The organism is Streptomyces nigrescens, from assembly GCF_027626975.1.
Taxonomy (GTDB): domain Bacteria; phylum Actinomycetota; class Actinomycetes; order Streptomycetales; family Streptomycetaceae; genus Streptomyces; species Streptomyces nigrescens.
This window is the reverse complement of the sequence record NZ_CP114203.1, coordinates 512,936-529,142: the sequence shown is the minus strand read 5'-3', so window position 1 is coordinate 529,142 and position 16,207 is coordinate 512,936. Positions and strand designations below refer to the sequence as shown.

Annotated in this window: 13 protein-coding genes and 1 pseudogene; 3 read left to right on the top strand and 11 right to left on the bottom strand. The window is 70.4% G+C overall.

Annotated features, from left to right (window positions below; genetic code table 11):
• Nucleotides 1-166: 166 nt before the first annotated feature.
• Both STRNI_RS02445 and STRNI_RS02440 read right to left on the bottom strand, forming a co-directional pair.
• A complete protein-coding gene (locus STRNI_RS02445) occupies nucleotides 167-1,456 on the bottom strand; it encodes a PP2C family protein-serine/threonine phosphatase (RefSeq protein WP_018091518.1) in 1,290 nt (429 codons plus the stop codon).
• A 387-nt stretch (nucleotides 1,457-1,843) separates the two neighbouring features.
• Nucleotides 1,844-2,761 (bottom strand): Vgb family protein, encoded by a 918-nt coding sequence (locus STRNI_RS02440; RefSeq protein WP_277410423.1) that lies wholly within the window; start codon nucleotides 2,759-2,761, stop codon nucleotides 1,844-1,846.
• A 444-nt stretch (nucleotides 2,762-3,205) separates the two neighbouring features.
• On the opposite strand from STRNI_RS02440, the gene STRNI_RS02435 reads away from it, so the two are divergent.
• Nucleotides 3,206-4,063, top strand: coding sequence for a SigB/SigF/SigG family RNA polymerase sigma factor (locus STRNI_RS02435; RefSeq protein ID WP_266440362.1), 858 nt, complete (start codon nucleotides 3,206-3,208; stop codon nucleotides 4,061-4,063).
• Between the two features lie 183 nt (nucleotides 4,064-4,246).
• Here the strand turns inward: STRNI_RS02435 and STRNI_RS02430 are convergent, their stop codons facing one another.
• The 4 genes from STRNI_RS02430 to STRNI_RS02415 form a co-directional block, all read right to left on the bottom strand.
• Complete coding sequence (locus tag STRNI_RS02430) at nucleotides 4,247-4,666, bottom strand: PPOX class F420-dependent oxidoreductase (RefSeq protein ID WP_274740155.1); 420 nt, start codon at nucleotides 4,664-4,666, stop codon at nucleotides 4,247-4,249.
• A 216-nt stretch (nucleotides 4,667-4,882) separates the two neighbouring features.
• On the bottom strand, nucleotides 4,883-5,962 hold the full coding sequence (locus STRNI_RS02425; protein ID WP_159483756.1) for a PP2C family protein-serine/threonine phosphatase: 1,080 nt from the start codon (nucleotides 5,960-5,962) through the stop codon (nucleotides 4,883-4,885).
• Between the two features lie 260 nt (nucleotides 5,963-6,222).
• A complete protein-coding gene (locus tag STRNI_RS02420; RefSeq protein ID WP_018091512.1) occupies nucleotides 6,223-6,981 on the bottom strand; it encodes an IclR family transcriptional regulator in 759 nt (252 codons plus the stop codon).
• A gap of 196 nt (nucleotides 6,982-7,177) precedes the next feature.
• Nucleotides 7,178-7,966 carry an aminotransferase class IV gene (locus STRNI_RS02415; RefSeq protein ID WP_277410421.1) on the bottom strand — a complete coding sequence of 263 codons (789 nt, stop codon included), beginning with the start codon at nucleotides 7,964-7,966 and terminating at the stop codon, nucleotides 7,178-7,180.
• Between the two features lie 154 nt (nucleotides 7,967-8,120).
• Here STRNI_RS02415 and STRNI_RS02410 point away from each other — a divergent pair, with 154 nt between their 5' ends.
• A complete protein-coding gene (locus STRNI_RS02410; protein WP_277410420.1) occupies nucleotides 8,121-8,747 on the top strand; it encodes an alpha-ketoglutarate-dependent dioxygenase AlkB in 627 nt (208 codons plus the stop codon).
• A 618-nt stretch (nucleotides 8,748-9,365) separates the two neighbouring features.
• On the opposite strand, the gene STRNI_RS02405 is transcribed toward STRNI_RS02410, so the two are convergent.
• The 5 genes and pseudogenes from STRNI_RS02405 to STRNI_RS02385 form a co-directional block, all read right to left on the bottom strand.
• Nucleotides 9,366-10,130 (bottom strand): ankyrin repeat domain-containing protein, encoded by a 765-nt coding sequence (locus tag STRNI_RS02405; protein WP_277410419.1) that lies wholly within the window; start codon nucleotides 10,128-10,130, stop codon nucleotides 9,366-9,368.
• 243 nt (nucleotides 10,131-10,373) lie between these two features.
• Nucleotides 10,374-10,508, bottom strand: a pseudogene (locus tag STRNI_RS02400) (TetR/AcrR family transcriptional regulator); the annotation flags it as partial.
• A gap of 83 nt (nucleotides 10,509-10,591) precedes the next feature.
• Nucleotides 10,592-11,839 (bottom strand): glycosyltransferase, encoded by a 1,248-nt coding sequence (locus STRNI_RS02395; protein WP_277410418.1) that lies wholly within the window; start codon nucleotides 11,837-11,839, stop codon nucleotides 10,592-10,594.
• Nucleotides 11,840-11,972: 133 nt separating this feature from the next.
• Nucleotides 11,973-13,034 carry a class I SAM-dependent methyltransferase gene (locus STRNI_RS02390; RefSeq protein ID WP_018091505.1) on the bottom strand — a complete coding sequence of 354 codons (1,062 nt, stop codon included), beginning with the start codon at nucleotides 13,032-13,034 and terminating at the stop codon, nucleotides 11,973-11,975.
• A gap of 230 nt (nucleotides 13,035-13,264) precedes the next feature.
• Complete coding sequence (locus STRNI_RS02385) at nucleotides 13,265-14,344, bottom strand: acyltransferase family protein (protein ID WP_277410417.1); 1,080 nt, start codon at nucleotides 14,342-14,344, stop codon at nucleotides 13,265-13,267.
• A gap of 660 nt (nucleotides 14,345-15,004) precedes the next feature.
• On the opposite strand from STRNI_RS02385, the gene STRNI_RS02380 reads away from it, so the two are divergent.
• A complete protein-coding gene (locus STRNI_RS02380; protein WP_277410416.1) occupies nucleotides 15,005-16,084 on the top strand; it encodes a S1 family peptidase in 1,080 nt (359 codons plus the stop codon).
• Nucleotides 16,085-16,207 lie beyond the last annotated feature (123 nt).

Here is a 16,207-nt window from a genome sequence, read left to right as displayed (position 1 = left end):
CCTGGCCGCAGAGCGGAAACCACCGGGCCCGTCGCCGCCCGTCGCCCTCAGCCGGTGTGCGTACGGCACCGTCATCCACTCGTCCCCGAGGGTGCCGCTCTGCCCCAGGGTGTGCCTCTGCCCGAGGGTGTGCCTCTGCCCGAGGGTGTGCCTCTGCGCCGACGCGTCACCCGGCCGCTGTGCCGGGAGTCGTCCAGGGGGTGGGCAGGGCGGTGGCGGGGGTGGTGTGTTCGGGGAGACCGGCGAGGGCTTCGACGCGGGCGGGGCGGTAGGGGGTGGGACCGCTCCACTCCAGCAGCAGAACGGTGGCGTCGTCCTCGAGCCGCCCGTCGTGGTACGCAAGATGGCGCCGGATCAGCCGGCGCAGGGTCTCCGGCACGGGCAGTCCGTCCGCATGGTGCTGGATGAGGAAGTCGGTGAAGCTCTCCAGGCCGAATTCCTGACCTTTGTGATCACGGGCTTCGGTGATGCCGTCGGTGTAGAGCAGCAGACGGTCGCCGGGCTCCAGCTGGTCCCGGCAGAGCGTGGGCGGCACGCCCAGGTCGGTACCCATGGGAGGGCTGGGGGAGCAGGACAGGGGCAGGGCGGTGCGCCCCTTGCGGATGACGACCGGCAGCGGGTGTCCGAGGCTGGTCCAGGTCAGTACCCCGGTGGCGGCGTTCAGCTCGGCCAGGATGCCGGTCGCGAAGCGGTTGGCGTCGAACTGCTTCACGAGGGCCTCTTCCACGGCCTCGGCGATCTGCAGGATTCCGCAGTTCCGCCGGCGGTGGTTACGGCTGGCGGCGAGCGCGAGGTTCGCGGTCAGCCCGGCGGCCGTGTCGTGGCCCATGGCGTCGAAGAGCGCCAGGTGCACGGTCTCTTCGGCGATGGCGTAGTCGAACACATCGCCGCTGACCTCATAGGCCGGCTCCATCACGGCACTGATCAGCACCCGGTCGGTGGCGAAGGTTCTGGGCGGCATGACGCGCCACTCCATCTCCGCGGCGATATTCATCCTCCTGCGCCGCACCAGCCGGGCGTAGGTATCGCTCACCCCTCGCTTACTGACCACCATCAAGGCGACCAGCCCGCCGAGATTGCGCAGGTCCTGGGCCGCCTGGGCGTCCATCTCCGTGCCCGGGGCGGCGGTGGCCCGCAGCGCTCCCAGCCGTTCGGTGCCGTCGAGCATCGGAACCCACCACTGGCCGCTCTCGGAGGTGCTACCCGCGACGATGCCCCCTGTCTGGAACGCGCGGCCGGCGAGCGTGCCTTCCACCCGCACCACATCCGACGCCGGCTCCACCCCTGCTCCGTAACCGGAGGCGTAGCCGGCGAGCCGGCACAGAATGACCTGCTGCAGATCGGCGAGGTAGATCTGCACATCCAGCCAGCCGACCTTGGCCGCGTGCTTGGCGACCAGGTCCGGGATCTGCTCCAGCGTGACCACATGGCTCGCGGCAATAAGATCACCCAGCATCCGCCCCCGGGCGGCTGGACTGCTCATGGAGGCACCTTTCCTCGGGCGTCGGCCCGCCGAGCCCTCCGCCCTGTGGGCGGTCCCGTCCACGGCATCGTCGGCTGCCCGTGCGGTCAGGGCGATGCCTGTGCTGTCGATGGTGACACCCTGAGGGAGCTCACCGACAGCGACACCGCGGTGCGGCACAAGAGCGACACCTCCGGGTTGCGGAGCGTGGGCCCTGAGTGACGGGACGCGACACGTCGCTCCACCACGACCGGCTCCGGGTTCTGGGTCCGCTACGGGGTTCGGCTCTGGTTCCGGGTCCGGGTGCGGTTCCGGGGCGGGGCGCGGTTCCGGCTCCGGTTCCGGCTCCAATTCTGGTTGCGCGATGCCGTCGCCCGCTCGTCAGTGGCGGCCCCCTCGCTCCCCCTGGGGCGCCAGTCGGACGACCGCTCCGATTTCCAGCGCGACATAGAGGGCACCGTCCGGCCCGAAGGCCAATCCGTGTGGTTCGGACGCGGCAATCGGCAGGTCGTACTCCTCGATGCGGCCGTCAGGGGTGATGGACCCGATGCGGTTGGCTCCCCATTCGGTGAACCAGCAGTCACCGGCCGGGCCGGCGACGATCGCGTGGGGCCGGGACGCAGGGTCCGGGAGGGGGAACTCGTCGATCTCGCCGTCCGTCGTGATCCGGCCTATCCGGCCGGCGCCTATCTCCACGAACCAGAGAGCGCCGTCCCCGCCGCAGGTGATGCCGACCGGTGCGGCGTTCTCAGTGGGAAGGGCGTGGAGGGTGATCTCGCCGTCGAAGCTGATGCGGCCGATCGCATGCGCTTGATTGAGGGTGAACCACAGGGCGTCATCGGGGCCGGCGGCGATGGCTGAGGGGAACGCGCCGCTGAGGGGCAGCGGAAATTCCGTCACCCGGCCGTCCGTGGTGATCCGGCCGATCCGGTCGCCGTGCAGCTGTGTGAACCACAGCGCTCCATCGGGAGCGGACACCATGCCGTAGGGCCCACTGCCCGGAGTGGGAAGGGGGAAGGAGGTCACCTCGCCGGTCACGGTGATCCGCCCGATCCGATGGTCCTGGCTTCGGGTGAACCACAACGCGCCGTCGGGTCCTGAGGTGATGACGGACGGTCCGCAGGACGCGGAGTCGAGTGCATAGCGGTCGAGTTGACCCTCCGGTGTCAGCCGGGCGATCTGCCCCGCGTGGACCAAGGTGCACCACAGTGCGCCATCGGGGCCGGCGGTGAGGGCGTACGGGCCCGCGTCGGCGTCGGAGACGGGGATCTGCTGGAACGAGGCGGCACGACGGGGCATCGGTGGGGCTGGTCCTTTCGGGCGGGCGGGGCAGCACATGAGGCGGTGGTCAGGGATGGGGGAGCGGGCGTGTGCGTGGGAGCGGCAGCGTCGGAGCAGGGTTGACCGACAGACGCTAGTGCTACATCAGTTGCATTAAGAATGCTGACACGTTGCCGCCGCAGAAGCAATAAATTTCTTGGCGCACCCTCCGCGGATCTCCAACAGCACGTAAAACGTGGACAGTTGGCTCTCCCGGTCTCGCCGCTGCCATACGCCGCCGATTCACCAAGTCCCGAGCTCCTGCGCGCGCCGGCAGCGCTCAGCGGCACCGCCCGCCACGGGTCAACGCACGGGAACGACGGGACATGCATGTGGCAGCGACGGGTAGGGGAGCGTGCGACGGGGGCTCAGCAACAGGCGGGAGCCAGAAGCATGAGGACCAACAGCACCATGAAGGCAGGAATGGAGCCGGAGACCACGTCGAAGGTGTGTGCCGTTCCGGCTCCGACGGTGCTGCCGCACATCCCCGCTCCGCAGCGCGTCGCTCCGGCAGACGCACGGGAGTTGTCCAAGCTCTTCCTCCAGCGGCTGGAGACGGTGGAGGAGGGTACGCCCGAGTACCAGTACGTGCGGAACACCCTCATCGAGATGAACCTCTCCCTGGTGCGCTATGTCGCCCGCCGGTTCTCCAGCCGCAGGGAGTCGATGGAAGACGTTCTGCAGGTCGGGACGATCGGTCTGATCAAGGCGATCGACCGCTACGACCCTTCCCGTGACGTGGAGTTCACCACGCTGGCCGTCCCGTACATCCAGGGCGAGATCAAGCGGTTCTTCCGTGACACCACCTGGTCGGTGCGGGTGCCACGGCGCCTGCAGGAGCTGCGGATCGACCTTGCCCGGGCCCGGGAGGAACTGGAGGGGCAGGGCAGCCACGAGCCGTCCGTCGCGGAGCTCGCCGACCACCTCGACATGCCGGAGGACGAGGTGTCCGAGGGCCTGGTGGCCTGCAACGGCTATGACAGCGATTCCATCGACCGGCCCATCCAGGCCGGCGGTGGCGGCAAGCAGCAGACCGGTCTCGTCGCCGACCTCATCGGCACCGAGGACCCCGCCCTCGCCCTGGCCGAAGACATCCAGGCCCTCAAGCCGCACCTGGCCAAGCTCGACGACCGCGAACGCACCCTCCTCCAGCTGCGCTTCGGGGCGGAGATGACGCAGGCCGAGATCGGCGAGGAGCTCGGCCTCTCCCAGATGCATGTCTCGCGCCTGCTGACCCGCGCCTGCACCACCTTGCGCAAGGGACTGCTCGCCGAGGGGTGACGGGGCCGCCATGACGGTGGCCCCGGCCTCCATGAAGGTGGCTCAGAGCGGTGGCGAGGAAGACGGCGAGGAAGACGGCGAGGAAGACGGCAGGGAGGACGGCGAGAAAATGGCACGGCGGCCAGGGGCCGGTGGCCGAGCGGACGCGAGTGCCCCGCCCCACCCCGCCGGGTCCGGCCGTCCTCAGCCGGCCTGGCTGCTGTCCTTCAAGCTGCCCCAGCCGTGCCAGCGGTCGATCTCGATCCAGGCGCTGACCCGGCGGCGGTCCCGCTGTGGGTACGGCTTGCCGAGGTACTGCCGCGCCAGGCGGTCGATATCCGCGAGTTCGTCGTCGTCACGGATTTCGGCGACGTGGCCGATGAGGCTGATGTGTGTGTACCAGTTGCCCTCGTCCAGCACGGTGAGGGTGACCCGGGGGTCGTTGCGGAGGTGCGCCAGCCGCTTTCGGCCTTCATCCATGTTGACCAGCACCCGGCCGTTGTCCCAGAGGTACCAGGTGGCCGTGGAGACCGGCTGCCCGTCCGAGCGCAGCGTGGTGATGACCGCGGGGTTCGCTTTGCCCAGCATGGTGACTGCCGCGTCGGGAAGCGGTGGTTTCGACATCTGAGGCGCCCTCCACTACGTAGCCGTCCGCCGGCCGGGACGTGCGACATGATCGACATAACGACTGTACTCAGTTCACCCACCGGGTTCCTGCTGACCGGGGCGACCGTGGCGGGAGCCGCTTCCCGCCTTCACGGCCGTCCTGCCGGGCGCTGATCCGGAGGACGAGCCGGCCTCAAGGTCCGTCCTCCGGATCAGCGCCCGCGTCCTCTTCGGCTATTCGGCAGCCACCGGCCGGGAGGGGTACCGGACGGCCGGCTCGTCGACGCCGCTCGGTGCCGCCGGGGCGACGGCCGGCTTCCGGAGCAGGAGCATCGCGGCGTCATCGTGGAGTTCTCCGCCCACATGCGTGAGCAGATCTTCATGGAGCGCGGCGAGGGTGCGGGACGGGTCCTCCGAGAGGTGCAGGGCCAGCCGTTCCCGGAGCGGGTAGAACTCCCGCTCGTGGTCGCGGGCCTCGGTCACGCCATCGGTGTAGAAGAGCAGCTGGTTCCCGTCGGCCAGGGCTACTTCCTGGAGGCTCGGGGTCTCGTCGGCGAGCGCCCGCAGGCCGAGCGGCGGGGTCGGCCGGGCAGGCTCCACGGGCAGCACGCCCGCGTCCTGGACCAGCAGTGGAGCGGCATGCCCGCAGTTGACCAGCTCCATCCGGTCGGCGTCCGGGTATCCCGCGATCACCGCGGTGACGAAGTCGTCCGGCCCGAGGTTGCGCGCCAGGCTCCGTTCGATCCGGTGGACGACATCGAGGAGATCCGGCTCGTCGTAGGCCGCCTCCCGGAAGACGCCCAGGACCAGGGCGGCGACCCCGACCGCCGGCAGGCCCTTGCCGCGTACGTCGCCGACGATGAGCCGGATGCCGAAGGGCGTGGGCACCAGCGCATACAGGTCCCCGCCGATCCGGGCCTCGGCAGCGGCGGCGCTGTACCGGACCGCCGCCTGGAAATGCCCCACGGTCGAGGGCACCGGCTTGAGGAAGGCGTGTTGTGCGGCCTCGGCGACCGAGCGGACGGCGGCCAGAACCCGTTCACGGCGCCTGCGCAGGGCACTGGCCAGAGTGCTGGCCAGGGTCACGGCGGACAGTGCGGACAGCACGATCGCCAGCTCACGATCCGAGGTACCGGCATGCACACCGATGGCGGCGCCCAGCCCCACGGCCAGCGCACCGATGCGGAGCACTCCCCACGGCCCGCTGGTGGCGGCGGCCAGCGCGGGGCCGACGGCGAGCAGCGGCAGCCAGCTCATCCCGGTCCCGCCCGTCAGGGCGAGGAGCGCGACGGCCGCGATGATCAGAACCGGCACTCCGGCGGCGAAGTGCCGGCGGACGCCCGCGCCGCCGGACGGAGCATCACCCCGGGCCGGGGCAGGACGACGGGCAGCCCTCCACAGAGCGGAGAACGGACGGGCAAGCTGTCGCTGCGGCCGGTGGTCGGGGTGGTGGGTTCGGGCTGGGCGCATGTCCTCGTCCGCGGCTCGCTTCCCTGCTCATGGCACTTACGTACCTAAATATCCGTTTCATCTAGGAAACGGGTGTGAGGGTGGCGGCCGCAAGGACCGGGATTTCAGATAGTGAGCGAAAGCCCCCTGGTCACGCGGCCCGCTGCCGGAATCAGCCGGTTCCGGACCTCGTCGATGCGGGAGATCCGATCCGCCCGGAGTGACACACCGAGGGAGCCGAGCGTCTCACCGCTGTACACCGGTACCGCGACACAGAACGTCCCGAGGGCGTACTCCTCCATGTCCGTCATCGCCGGCTGCAGGGGTGTGGTGTCGAGCTGCCGGAGGAGTTCGGCGCGGCCGGTGATGGTGCGCGGTGTGAGATCGGCGAGAGGGTGCCGTGAGAGGTAGTCGTCACGGGCTTCGTCGTCCAGCTCGCGCAGCACGCACTTGCCCAGCGCCGTGGCGTGCCCGGCGTCCTCGAAGCCCACCCAGAGGTCCACCCGCGGTGCCCGGGGGCCGTCGATGATCTCGACGACCCGGATTTCGCCGTCCTCGTAGAAGGTCAGGTAGGCGGCGGCCGAAAGGGCGTCCCGCAGCGCCGCGAGCGCGGGCCGGACCCGGGTCAGCAGCGCCTGTCCCTGTCCGCCGGCGTGCAGCGTGGTCAGCTTCTCGCCCAGGACGAAACCGCCGTCGTCCAGCTTCCGGATGTACCCGTCGTGAGCCAGTGTGCGCAGGAGGTGATACGTGGTCGCCAGGGGCAGCCCCGTCTCCCGTGCCAGCTGCTTCGCGGGCGCGCCGCCCTCGTGCGCGCCGACAGCCTCCATCAGCCGGAAGGCTCGCTGGACGGAGGTGATGAGCGTGGGGCCCTCGCCGTTGCCCATACGTTCAGCCTGCCTCTGGCGCCGCACCCGGGCAAGGCCCTCTCCCTGTACGCGGCCTTCTCTTGCGGACGGTATGCGGCGGAGCACACACGGCGAGCAAGGCATCCGAACCGGAGGTGCGCACGGCGCATGAGCAGAGGCACTCAGGCGCAGGTGCCAAGTGCCGTGGAGAATCGCACGCCGAGCGCGGCAGCGGTCAGATCTCGTCCCAGGGGGCGGCCTGGTACAGGCTCCGCACCGTGCGCACCAGCTCCGTATCCGCCGGATAGCGTGTGTCGTCGATCGCCGAGACGGCGGCAACACCTTGGGAGTTGGAGACGAAGGCCCCCTCGAAGGAGGCCAAGTCGTCGGTGTGCACCGGCCGTTGCGTCCAGGGCACCCCGGCCCGGTCCAGTTCCCGCCGGAGCACCAGCATGGTGGTTCCCTGGAGGGCGGGTGCGTCGGGCCAGATGACCTTTCCGTCCTTGACGAAGCCGATGTTGGTGGTCGCGCCCTCGGCCACCGCACCGTCCGGTGCCACCAGAAGAGCCTCGTCGAACCCCTCCTGCTGCACCCGGCTCAGGTGGTACCGCTGCCCGAATCCTCCGAGATGTTTGAGGTGGGCCGCGGGCCGCTGGTACGCCACACTGCGCAGACGCTGTGCGGTCCCGGGCTCGGGGACCGGGGGACGGACGGTCATCACCGTGACCGGCCCGTCGCCGGGGTCGGGGTGGTAGACGTAGACACGGACCGCAGCGTCCTGGCTCCGTTCCCGCAGGGCATGGCGGATTCTGTCGCGGACCAGCTCGCCGTCCAGCCCCACCCCGAAGAGCTCACGGGTGGCCACGTCCAGCCGGTGCAGATGGAGATCCAGTCCGCGCACACGGCCCGTCCTGACCTGCATGGCCGTGAAATGTCCCTGGCCGCTCAGCATGTCGAACAGCAGCGGATCGGCCTCGGTGGCACGGCCGTTGATCTCGATACGGGGCGCGGTCGAATCGGTCATGATCAGCATCCTAGGGGCCGTTCATATGGGGTGGGCGCCCGGCTTCAAGCGGTGGGGAGGAGGGTGCTCATGGCCGCGCCGAGGTCTGCGCCCTCATCCCGCCGCAACCCACCGTGCCAGAACAAACATTCGATTATGGGCGTACCCTGACGGCATGGCCACGCATCTCCAGGGCTCGCTCTTCGACCAGACCGATGTGGTCCGGCTCGGTCCGCTGCGCGCGATGCGCCGGTCCGAGCTCGGCGACGGTGCCTGGATCGATCTGCTGCCCGGCTGGCTGAGCGGGGCGGACGCCCTGTTCGAGCAGCTTGCCGCCGAGGTTCCCTGGCAGGCCGAGCGCCGGCGGATGTACGAGCAGGTGGTGGACGTACCGCGACTGCTCGCCTTCTATCAGGCCGACGACGCCCTGCCGCACCCCGTCCTCGTCGAGGCGAGGGAGGCGCTCTCCGCCCACTACGCCACCGAGCTCGGCGAACCGTTCACGACGGCCGGCCTCTGCTACTACCGGGACGGCCACGACAGCGTGGCCTGGCACGGTGACCGGATAGGCCGCGGCAGACGGGAGGACACGATGGTCGCCATCCTGTCCGTGGGTGCGCCGCGCGATCTGCTGCTGCGCCCGCGGCGCGGCGGCGGCACGGTACGGCGCCCGCTCGGGCACGGCGATCTGCTCGTGATGGGCGGCTCCTGCCAACGGACCTGGGAGCATGCGATCCCCAAGAGCACCCGCGCGACAGGACCGCGGATCAGTATCCAATTCCGGCCCCACGGTGTGCACTGAGGGCGGCCGCGACCTTCCGGTCATGACAGAGGGCCCCCGAGTCGCAAGCGGCTCGGGGGCCCGGTAACTACCGGGGGCGGTCCGGTCAGTGTCTGTGGCACACCAGGTGGGCCCGGTGCCAGGTCCGGGTCCAGTGGCCCGGGTGGCGGTGGCCGTGCCGGTCCCGCCAGGCCGGGTGCCAGACACGGATCCAGTGTCCATGGACCATGTGACAGCGGCCCCTGTCGACGTGCCTGGTGGGGGAGTGGTCGCCGGGGTGCGACGGCGTGGCCGAGGCGACTCCCACCGAGGAGAAGACCGCACCTCCGGCGAGAGCCACGGTGGCGGCGCCGAGAGCGATGGCGCGCTTGAACCCGTCAATCATTGAGGATCATGCCTTTCTGCGTTGCGGTGATGTTGGCTGCCCCGCCTGTGGCCGGGCAGGAATGACCATGCACCTGTGGCGCACTCTTCATCCCGCCAAATCCCATGGTTTTACGCAATGCAGACAGAAGGCCGAGAAAAGCAGAAATCCTATGAATGTGGCCGATATACGGGAAGCCGCAGGACGCGGGCCGGTCCCGAACACCTGGGCAGGGGCGCGACCTGAGGCCTTGTGCGCCCCCGTGCCGGCCGGCCTCAATCCGGCGTGTTCTCCTCCAGCAGGGCCACGATCGCGGCGTGCCCCGTCTCCTGGTGGTACTCGGCCCCACCGGTGCCGTCCGGTGCGTGGACGGTGAGTTCGACCAGTTCGGTGCCTTCGGGGCGAGGGCTGCGCCGGACCTCGCACCGGGCGTCAGGGGCCGCGCCCGCCTTCCGGCGCAGCTCGCTCTCGATGTCCTTGCCGCTCTCCTCGCGGGCCAGATGACAGGCCGTCCGGCCCTGTGCATCGGTGAGCCGCGGGCTGGCGCCGTGATGCAGCAGGGCCCGCACGACCGCGATCGATCCCCGCTCGGCCGCCACCATCAGCGGGGTGCGGTCGCGGTGACCTGCGTCCGGATCGGCCTGTCCCTCCAGTAGGAGCTGGGCGGTCCGGTGGTGGCCGTTGGTGGCCGCCCACATCAAGGGGGTGTACGACGTGCCGTCATCCTCCCTGAGATCGGGGTCGGCGCCGTGTGCGAGCAGTGCGCGCACCACCTCGTCATGGCCCCAGCAGGCCGCCGCACACAGCGGTAGCCCCTCACTTCCCGGTTGCCCCCTGCTCTCCGTATCGGGTGAGGCTCCTGCTTCGAGGAGCAGTCGCACGATGTCCGACTGGCCTGACACCGCAGCCAGGTACAACGGCGTCTCCCCGCCGGCATCCGGGGCGGCGGGGGAAGCACCCTGCCGCAGGAGCTCTCCCACCGTGTCCACCTCGTTCGCGTAGACGGCGGAGATGAGTCGTGGGGTCAACGCCTCGGTCATGCAGAGTCCTTCCGCGGGAGAGCCGGCATCGGCGAAGCGTACGACGGTGCCGCCCGAGGCCGCCGTCGCCGTGGCGCACCTGGCGACGGCGGGCGGAACTCGGCATGACGGACGCGTCCGTCGGCGTCAGCGCGCGGCGTCATCGTCCGCCGCCCCGCTCGTCCCCGGCCTCGCTCGTCCGCTGCCCCACCCGGCCGCGGTTCCGTCGACGGAGGCCCCAACGGCCCATAGGAAAGCGCCGGTTCACCCGTCGTTCGGGAAGAGCCGGTCCAGGTGATGGCGGAGGACCGGCGCGGCGGCCTCCGGGGTGCGCTGGCCGACCAGGACGCTGGTGCCCAGGCCGGCCGACAGGGCGAGCAGGCTGATCGCCTCGGTGCGGCCCCGACAAGCGCCCTCGCGACAAGCGCCCTCGCGCCGCCACCTCATCAAGCCCTCGGCGATCGGCGGTCTCGCCTCCCGTGTCACTGCCCCGCCAGATGCTCCACGGCCGTCAGGACCCGGCCGGCACCGTCCTCGGCGCCGATCAACGACGAGACCTGCCGGGCGCGATGACGGTACCGGGGGTCGTGTACGGCCTTCCGTAGCGCCTCCGCCAGGTTCTCCGCGGAGAGCCGCTGGAACGGGACCTTTCCCGGGCTGACCCTGAGTGCGGTGAGACGTGCTGCCCAGAAGGGCTGGTCCAGCATCATCGGCACCGGGACCGCCGGCACCCCCGCGCGCAGACCGGCCGCGGTGGTTCCGGCCCCCGCGTGATGGACGACGGCCGCCATCCGCGGGAACAGCCAGGCGTGCGGCACCTCGCCCACCGTCAGCACCTCGTCGCCGTCCACCGACAGACCGGCCCAGCTCGCCTGGACGACACCGCGTACGCCGGCGAGCTTCAGGGCTCGTGCGACGAGCCGCCCGAGCCGCTCCGGATCGCTCGGCTGCATACTGCCGAATCCCACATACACCGGTGGCGGACCGGACTGCAGGAAGTCCGCGAGCCGGGGCTCCGGCGTCCAGTCAGGGTCCTCCGACGGCCACCAGTAGCCAGCCACCTCCATCCCCGGCCGCCAGTCGACGGGCCGGGGGACCACCACCGGGCTGAAGCCGTGCTGGACGGGCCAGGTGGCCCGCCGGCGTTCCAGGGCGGCCGGCGGCACACCCAGCCGTCGCTGCAGATGGCGCACGCCCGGGGCAAAGGCCCGGGTCAGCAAGGACTCGGCGCACCGTGCCGCGGCCCGGTTGGTGAACGGCCCCATCGACGGCATGTCGAAGATGACCGGCGGGAACTCCCGTGTGGGTGCGAGGGGTTGCAGGAAGACGCCGAGGCTGGGCAGCCCCAGCCCCTCCGCCGCCACCAGCCCCAAGGGCGCCAAACTGCTGGACAGCAGCACGACTTCCGCGCCCGACGCACAGGCCTCCGCCACCGCGTCGGCCATCTCCGGCGCCAATTCCCTGGCCAGCTTTATCTGTTCGACCTTGGAGAGACCGGCCCCGGAGCTCCCCTTCCCCGACCCGTCTCCCTGCTGGGAGCCCGTTCCGGAGGTGGCGTACCGGTCGAGCGGAAGCGGGCGGAAGCCGAGGCCGCTGCGGCGGACCGTCTCGGCCGAGCGGGCATGGGTGGCCATCACCACCCGGTGTCCGGCTTGCCGCAGCCGGGCACCGAGGCCGGTGTAGGGAGCCACGTCCCCGTGCGAACCTGCGGTAGCGATCAGGATGTGCATGGTCGGCAGTGTTCCGTTCCCTGAGTTCCGGCGATTCCGACCACGGAGTGCTTCACCCGGGTGGGGTATCCGCCGGAGTCCCGTGGAGCCGAAAACGCTTGTTTTCCTGCACGGTTGTGCAGGGCGGCCGCTGTCAGTCCCGTTGTGCGATCACCCGGTAGGCGTTGGAGAGACGGGTGCGCCGGGTGAGGGGCGCCAGCAGGATGTCGAGTCCGAAGAGGACGAGGAGGGCGGGTGCGGCGGCCAGCAGGGACAGCCTGCGGACCCAGCGGCTGACCGGGCCGGGCCTCCTGGGCAGCCAGGGCAGATCTTCACCCGGGAGTACGGAGTTGAGCACATTCACGGCCGCGGAGGTCAGATCGGTGGGGATGTGCGGCTCCCGCCGGTTGGTGGCCACAACGGTGAAACCCTGCTCGGTCAGCGCGGCGCAGAGGTTGTCCAGGGGGATCAGGTGCAGGTGCTGCGGCTGGAGCCATGGGCCCCACCAGCGGCCGAGCAACCGGGCGGCGGCGGACTGGGGGTCGGGGACCTCGATCAGGAGGTGCCCACCGCGCCGGAGCGCCGTATGCGCGGCGGCCAGTTCTTGCCGCGGCGCCAGAGTGTGTTCCAGGTAGTGATACATGCTCACCACGTCGTACTGACAGGTGAGTTGGCCCGCCAGACCGGCGAAGGAGCCCCGGTAGGCACGGGCGAGACGGCCGTTGCGCACGCCGATCTCGACACCTTCGCCCCAGTCGAGCCCGTGGAATTCGGTACGCGGATGGATGCGCCGGGCCTCGGCGCAGAAGTGGCCGTGGCCGGTCCCCACGTCCAGCCAGCGTCCGGGGCGGCTGAACGGGAGCAGTGCCCGCGCGCGGGCCCGGTAGAGCTTGACCGCGAGGGGTGAGGCGGCCATCCGCGCCATCGTTGCTTCGCCCAGGCCGTCGTAGCAGTCGCGGTAGTAGAAATCCAGCCCGTCCGCGCTCAGCCGGGGATTCTGGAAGACGTGCCCGCAGTTACGGCACTGGTCGAGGACGAACTTCCCCGGTTTGCGCTGGGGGTGGTTGGTGGTGCACAGACGCCGGCGCAGGCGGGCGGAGGTGCACCACGGGCAGGTGGTGCGCTCCGGATCGAAGAACCGCTCCAGCCCATGCGCCAGCTCGTCCTGGTAGCGGGGTCTGTGGGCGGCGATCTGCTCGCTTCGCTTGTTCGTCACGGGGAGCCCCTTTCAGCTGTAGTCCTGGTGGCGTGGGCACGGCCGTCGGTGTTGAGGGTGGGTGCGATACGCGAGGTTGGCCTTCCTGGGCCGCACCGCCAGCAGGCCGAGCCGGACCGGCCGGCCGAGGCGAGCGGCAACCCGCTGCTGCGTCGCCCCGATCGCGCACCGCGGCAGGAAGGCCCGGCCGGGCAGCTGTGCCCGCGGTCGGCCAGGGCACCGTCCGGCGCTCACGAGGCCGCCGCCGCACGGGTACGGGCACGGGCACGGGGCGTGGAGAAGCGGCGCACACAGGGCCGCTCCACCCCTGCGTACAGCAGCCACGAAGTCAGCAGTACGAAGGGAATCCCGAGCAGCACCACGCTGAGATTGCTCCAGCCGTGGTCCTTCAGCCCCAGGTACAGCAGCCCCAGCACCAGGAAGTGGACGAGGTACATGGCGTAGGACATCTCACCGAGGAGCACCAGGGGCCGGGTACGCAGCAGCGAGGTCCGGTCGCGCAGATCGAGCTCCGCGGTCGCATGGACCAGCACGACGAGCGGGGCGACGGTCGAGGCCGCGTACAGGAAGCCCTGCGGCAGGAACGCGGAGTTCATGATGACCGCGCTGATGACACCCAGCGCGGACGGGATGACGCCGATCCGCGGAATCCGGAGTCCCGAGGAGGCGATACGCGCCGCCAGCATGCCGAGGACGAACTCGGGCAGCCGGGTGACCGGCAGCATGTACAGGAACCAGTACTCGGGAAAGGACGAGCCGTCAGGGTTGACGACGAGTGCGCAGAACACCGGCCACAACCAGACGACCGCGATCGCCGCTGCCGCGCCGATGAGCAGCCCACGAGGCGACAGCCGCTTGATCCGGGGCAGCATGAAGGGGAAGAGGAAATAGAAGAACACTTCGGCCGCGAGGGACCAGGAAACAGGGTTGCCCGCGGAGACGAAGAGGTGGCTGGGTACCCAGGTGTGCACCAGGAAGAGGCTGGAGAGACTGGCCGCTATCCCGGAACCCTCGGAGAAGGTCGTCGCACCGGCACAGGCGAGCGCGCCGACGACGATGCACCAGGTGAGCGCGTGATTGGGAAAGATTTTGGCGGCCCGCCGCCGCCAAAAGGCGCGTGCGGTGTCGTCCGGTCGGGCGGAGTGTGTGAGCACATAGCCGCTCAGAATGAAGAAAAGCGATACCGCACTCCCGCCCACCCATACTTCGGGCCCGAGGGTCTTGGCGAGATGCGGGTTGATCATCAGCATGCTGTGCGTATAGAGCACGGCGACCGCGGCGGCGAAGCGCAGACCGGTCAGCGAGGACAACCGCTTGGGAGCCGGGGGTGTGCTGTCCGTGCCCGGTGGTTTCGCGTCCCTGTGACCCGCAACGGGGCCTCCCGCCATGGCGGTTGACTCGGACGACGGACCGGAAGGATGGTGCACGAGAGGCCTCCTGCGGGGGATCACCCAGGCCCGTGCCACCACTCATTTACGTATGGCTGCGCCGGTGGGTCGCCCGGGATCGGATGGAAGGACTGGTCCTTGCCCCGTGCGGAGGAATGGGCGGCCCGTCGCGCGGATAGCACGATTGACCCACCGCGCTACGCCCCGTGCATAGGGTGGGTGACCCGATTTCACTCGTACGGTCCAGCGTTTGGTGATCGCGCCGGGCGTTATGTGACCCGGCGCGAAGAGCGCCTGTGCCGCCGCCCCGGACCGGCAGAAGGCTCTCCGGCGACCACACCTGCCGGAATTCGTCACCGCGGCGAACGCTGTGCCGGCCACCGGCCGTACAGGTGATTCCCGCGGACCTGCGGCCGGGCGGGTGTGGTGCGCGGCGCGGCCAGGAAGAGATACGTCCGCGCCGCGATGTCACGCCCCCGGGCGGCAGGCGGTGCGCCGCCCCTTGAGGGGCGGGGCAGGCGACGAAGCAACCGTCCGCCCCGGCACCCCTTGTCCGGTCCCATCCCCACCAGAGGTCCCGAGTTGAAGCACACCCGCGTACCGACGCCCCGCACCGTCCTCACCGGTGCCGCTCTGGTGGTGGCCCTGACCGCCGCCACACTCACCCTGCAGACCGCCGATGCCGCCCCCGCCAAGAACCCCGACCCCCCGTCGGCCAGCGCCGCCGGCCAGCGCGCCAAGGGCCTCAGCTCCACCCTCGGTGCCGACGGGGCAGGCGCCTACTACGACGCCGAGCACCACAAGCTCATCGTCAACGTCACCACCGAGGCCGCCGCGGCCAAGGCGCGGGCGGCCGGCGCCGAACCCAGGATCGTCAAGCACTCGCTCGCCTCGCTGGACGCCGCCCGCGCGACCCTCAAGAAGCAGGCCACGATCCCCGGCACCTCCTGGGGGATGGACCCGAGGACCAACAAGGTGGTCATCAATGCCGACCGCACGGTCCAGGGCGACAAGCTGGAGCAGCTCAAGAGGGTCGCCGCGTCACTCGGTGACCGGGTCGCCCTCAGGCAGTCGGCGGACGCGCTGCGGCCACTGATCGCCGGCGGCGACGCCATCTGGGGGACCGGAGCACGCTGCTCGCTCGGCTTCAACGTCACCAAGGGCGGCCAGCCGTACTTCCTGACCGCGGGGCACTGCACCAACGCCGTACGGAGCTGGTCCGCGACGCAGGGGGGCACCGAGATCGCGATGACCGAGGCCGGGACCTTCCCCGGCGACGACTTCGGGCTCGTGAAGTACACCGCCGCCGACATCCTGCACCCCAGCGCGGTGGATCTCTACAACGGCAGCATGCAGACCATCGCCAAGGCGGGCGATCCGATCGTGGGCCAGAAGGTGCAGCGCAGCGGCGGCTCCACGCATGTGCATGAAGGTGACGTCATCGCCCTTGAGGTGACGGCCAACTACCAGCAGGGTTCGGTCGACGGTCTCATCCAGGCCACCGTCTGCGCGGAGGCGGGGGACAGCGGCGGCTCGCTCTACGAGGGTGACACCGCGCTCGGCCTGACCTCAGGCGGCAGGGGCGACTGTTCCCTGGGCGGCGTGACCTACTACCAGCCGGTGCGCGAGGCCCTTGAGAAGACCGGAGCACAGATCGGCTGATCCGGCCGGAGCACGCACACGACGACAGCCCGGCACACCCACCCTGTGCCTCCCCGAGCCCCGGCGTGGCCCTTGACCTGGCCACATGTCGGGGCGTCAGCCGGCAGATGAAAGAGTGTCCCG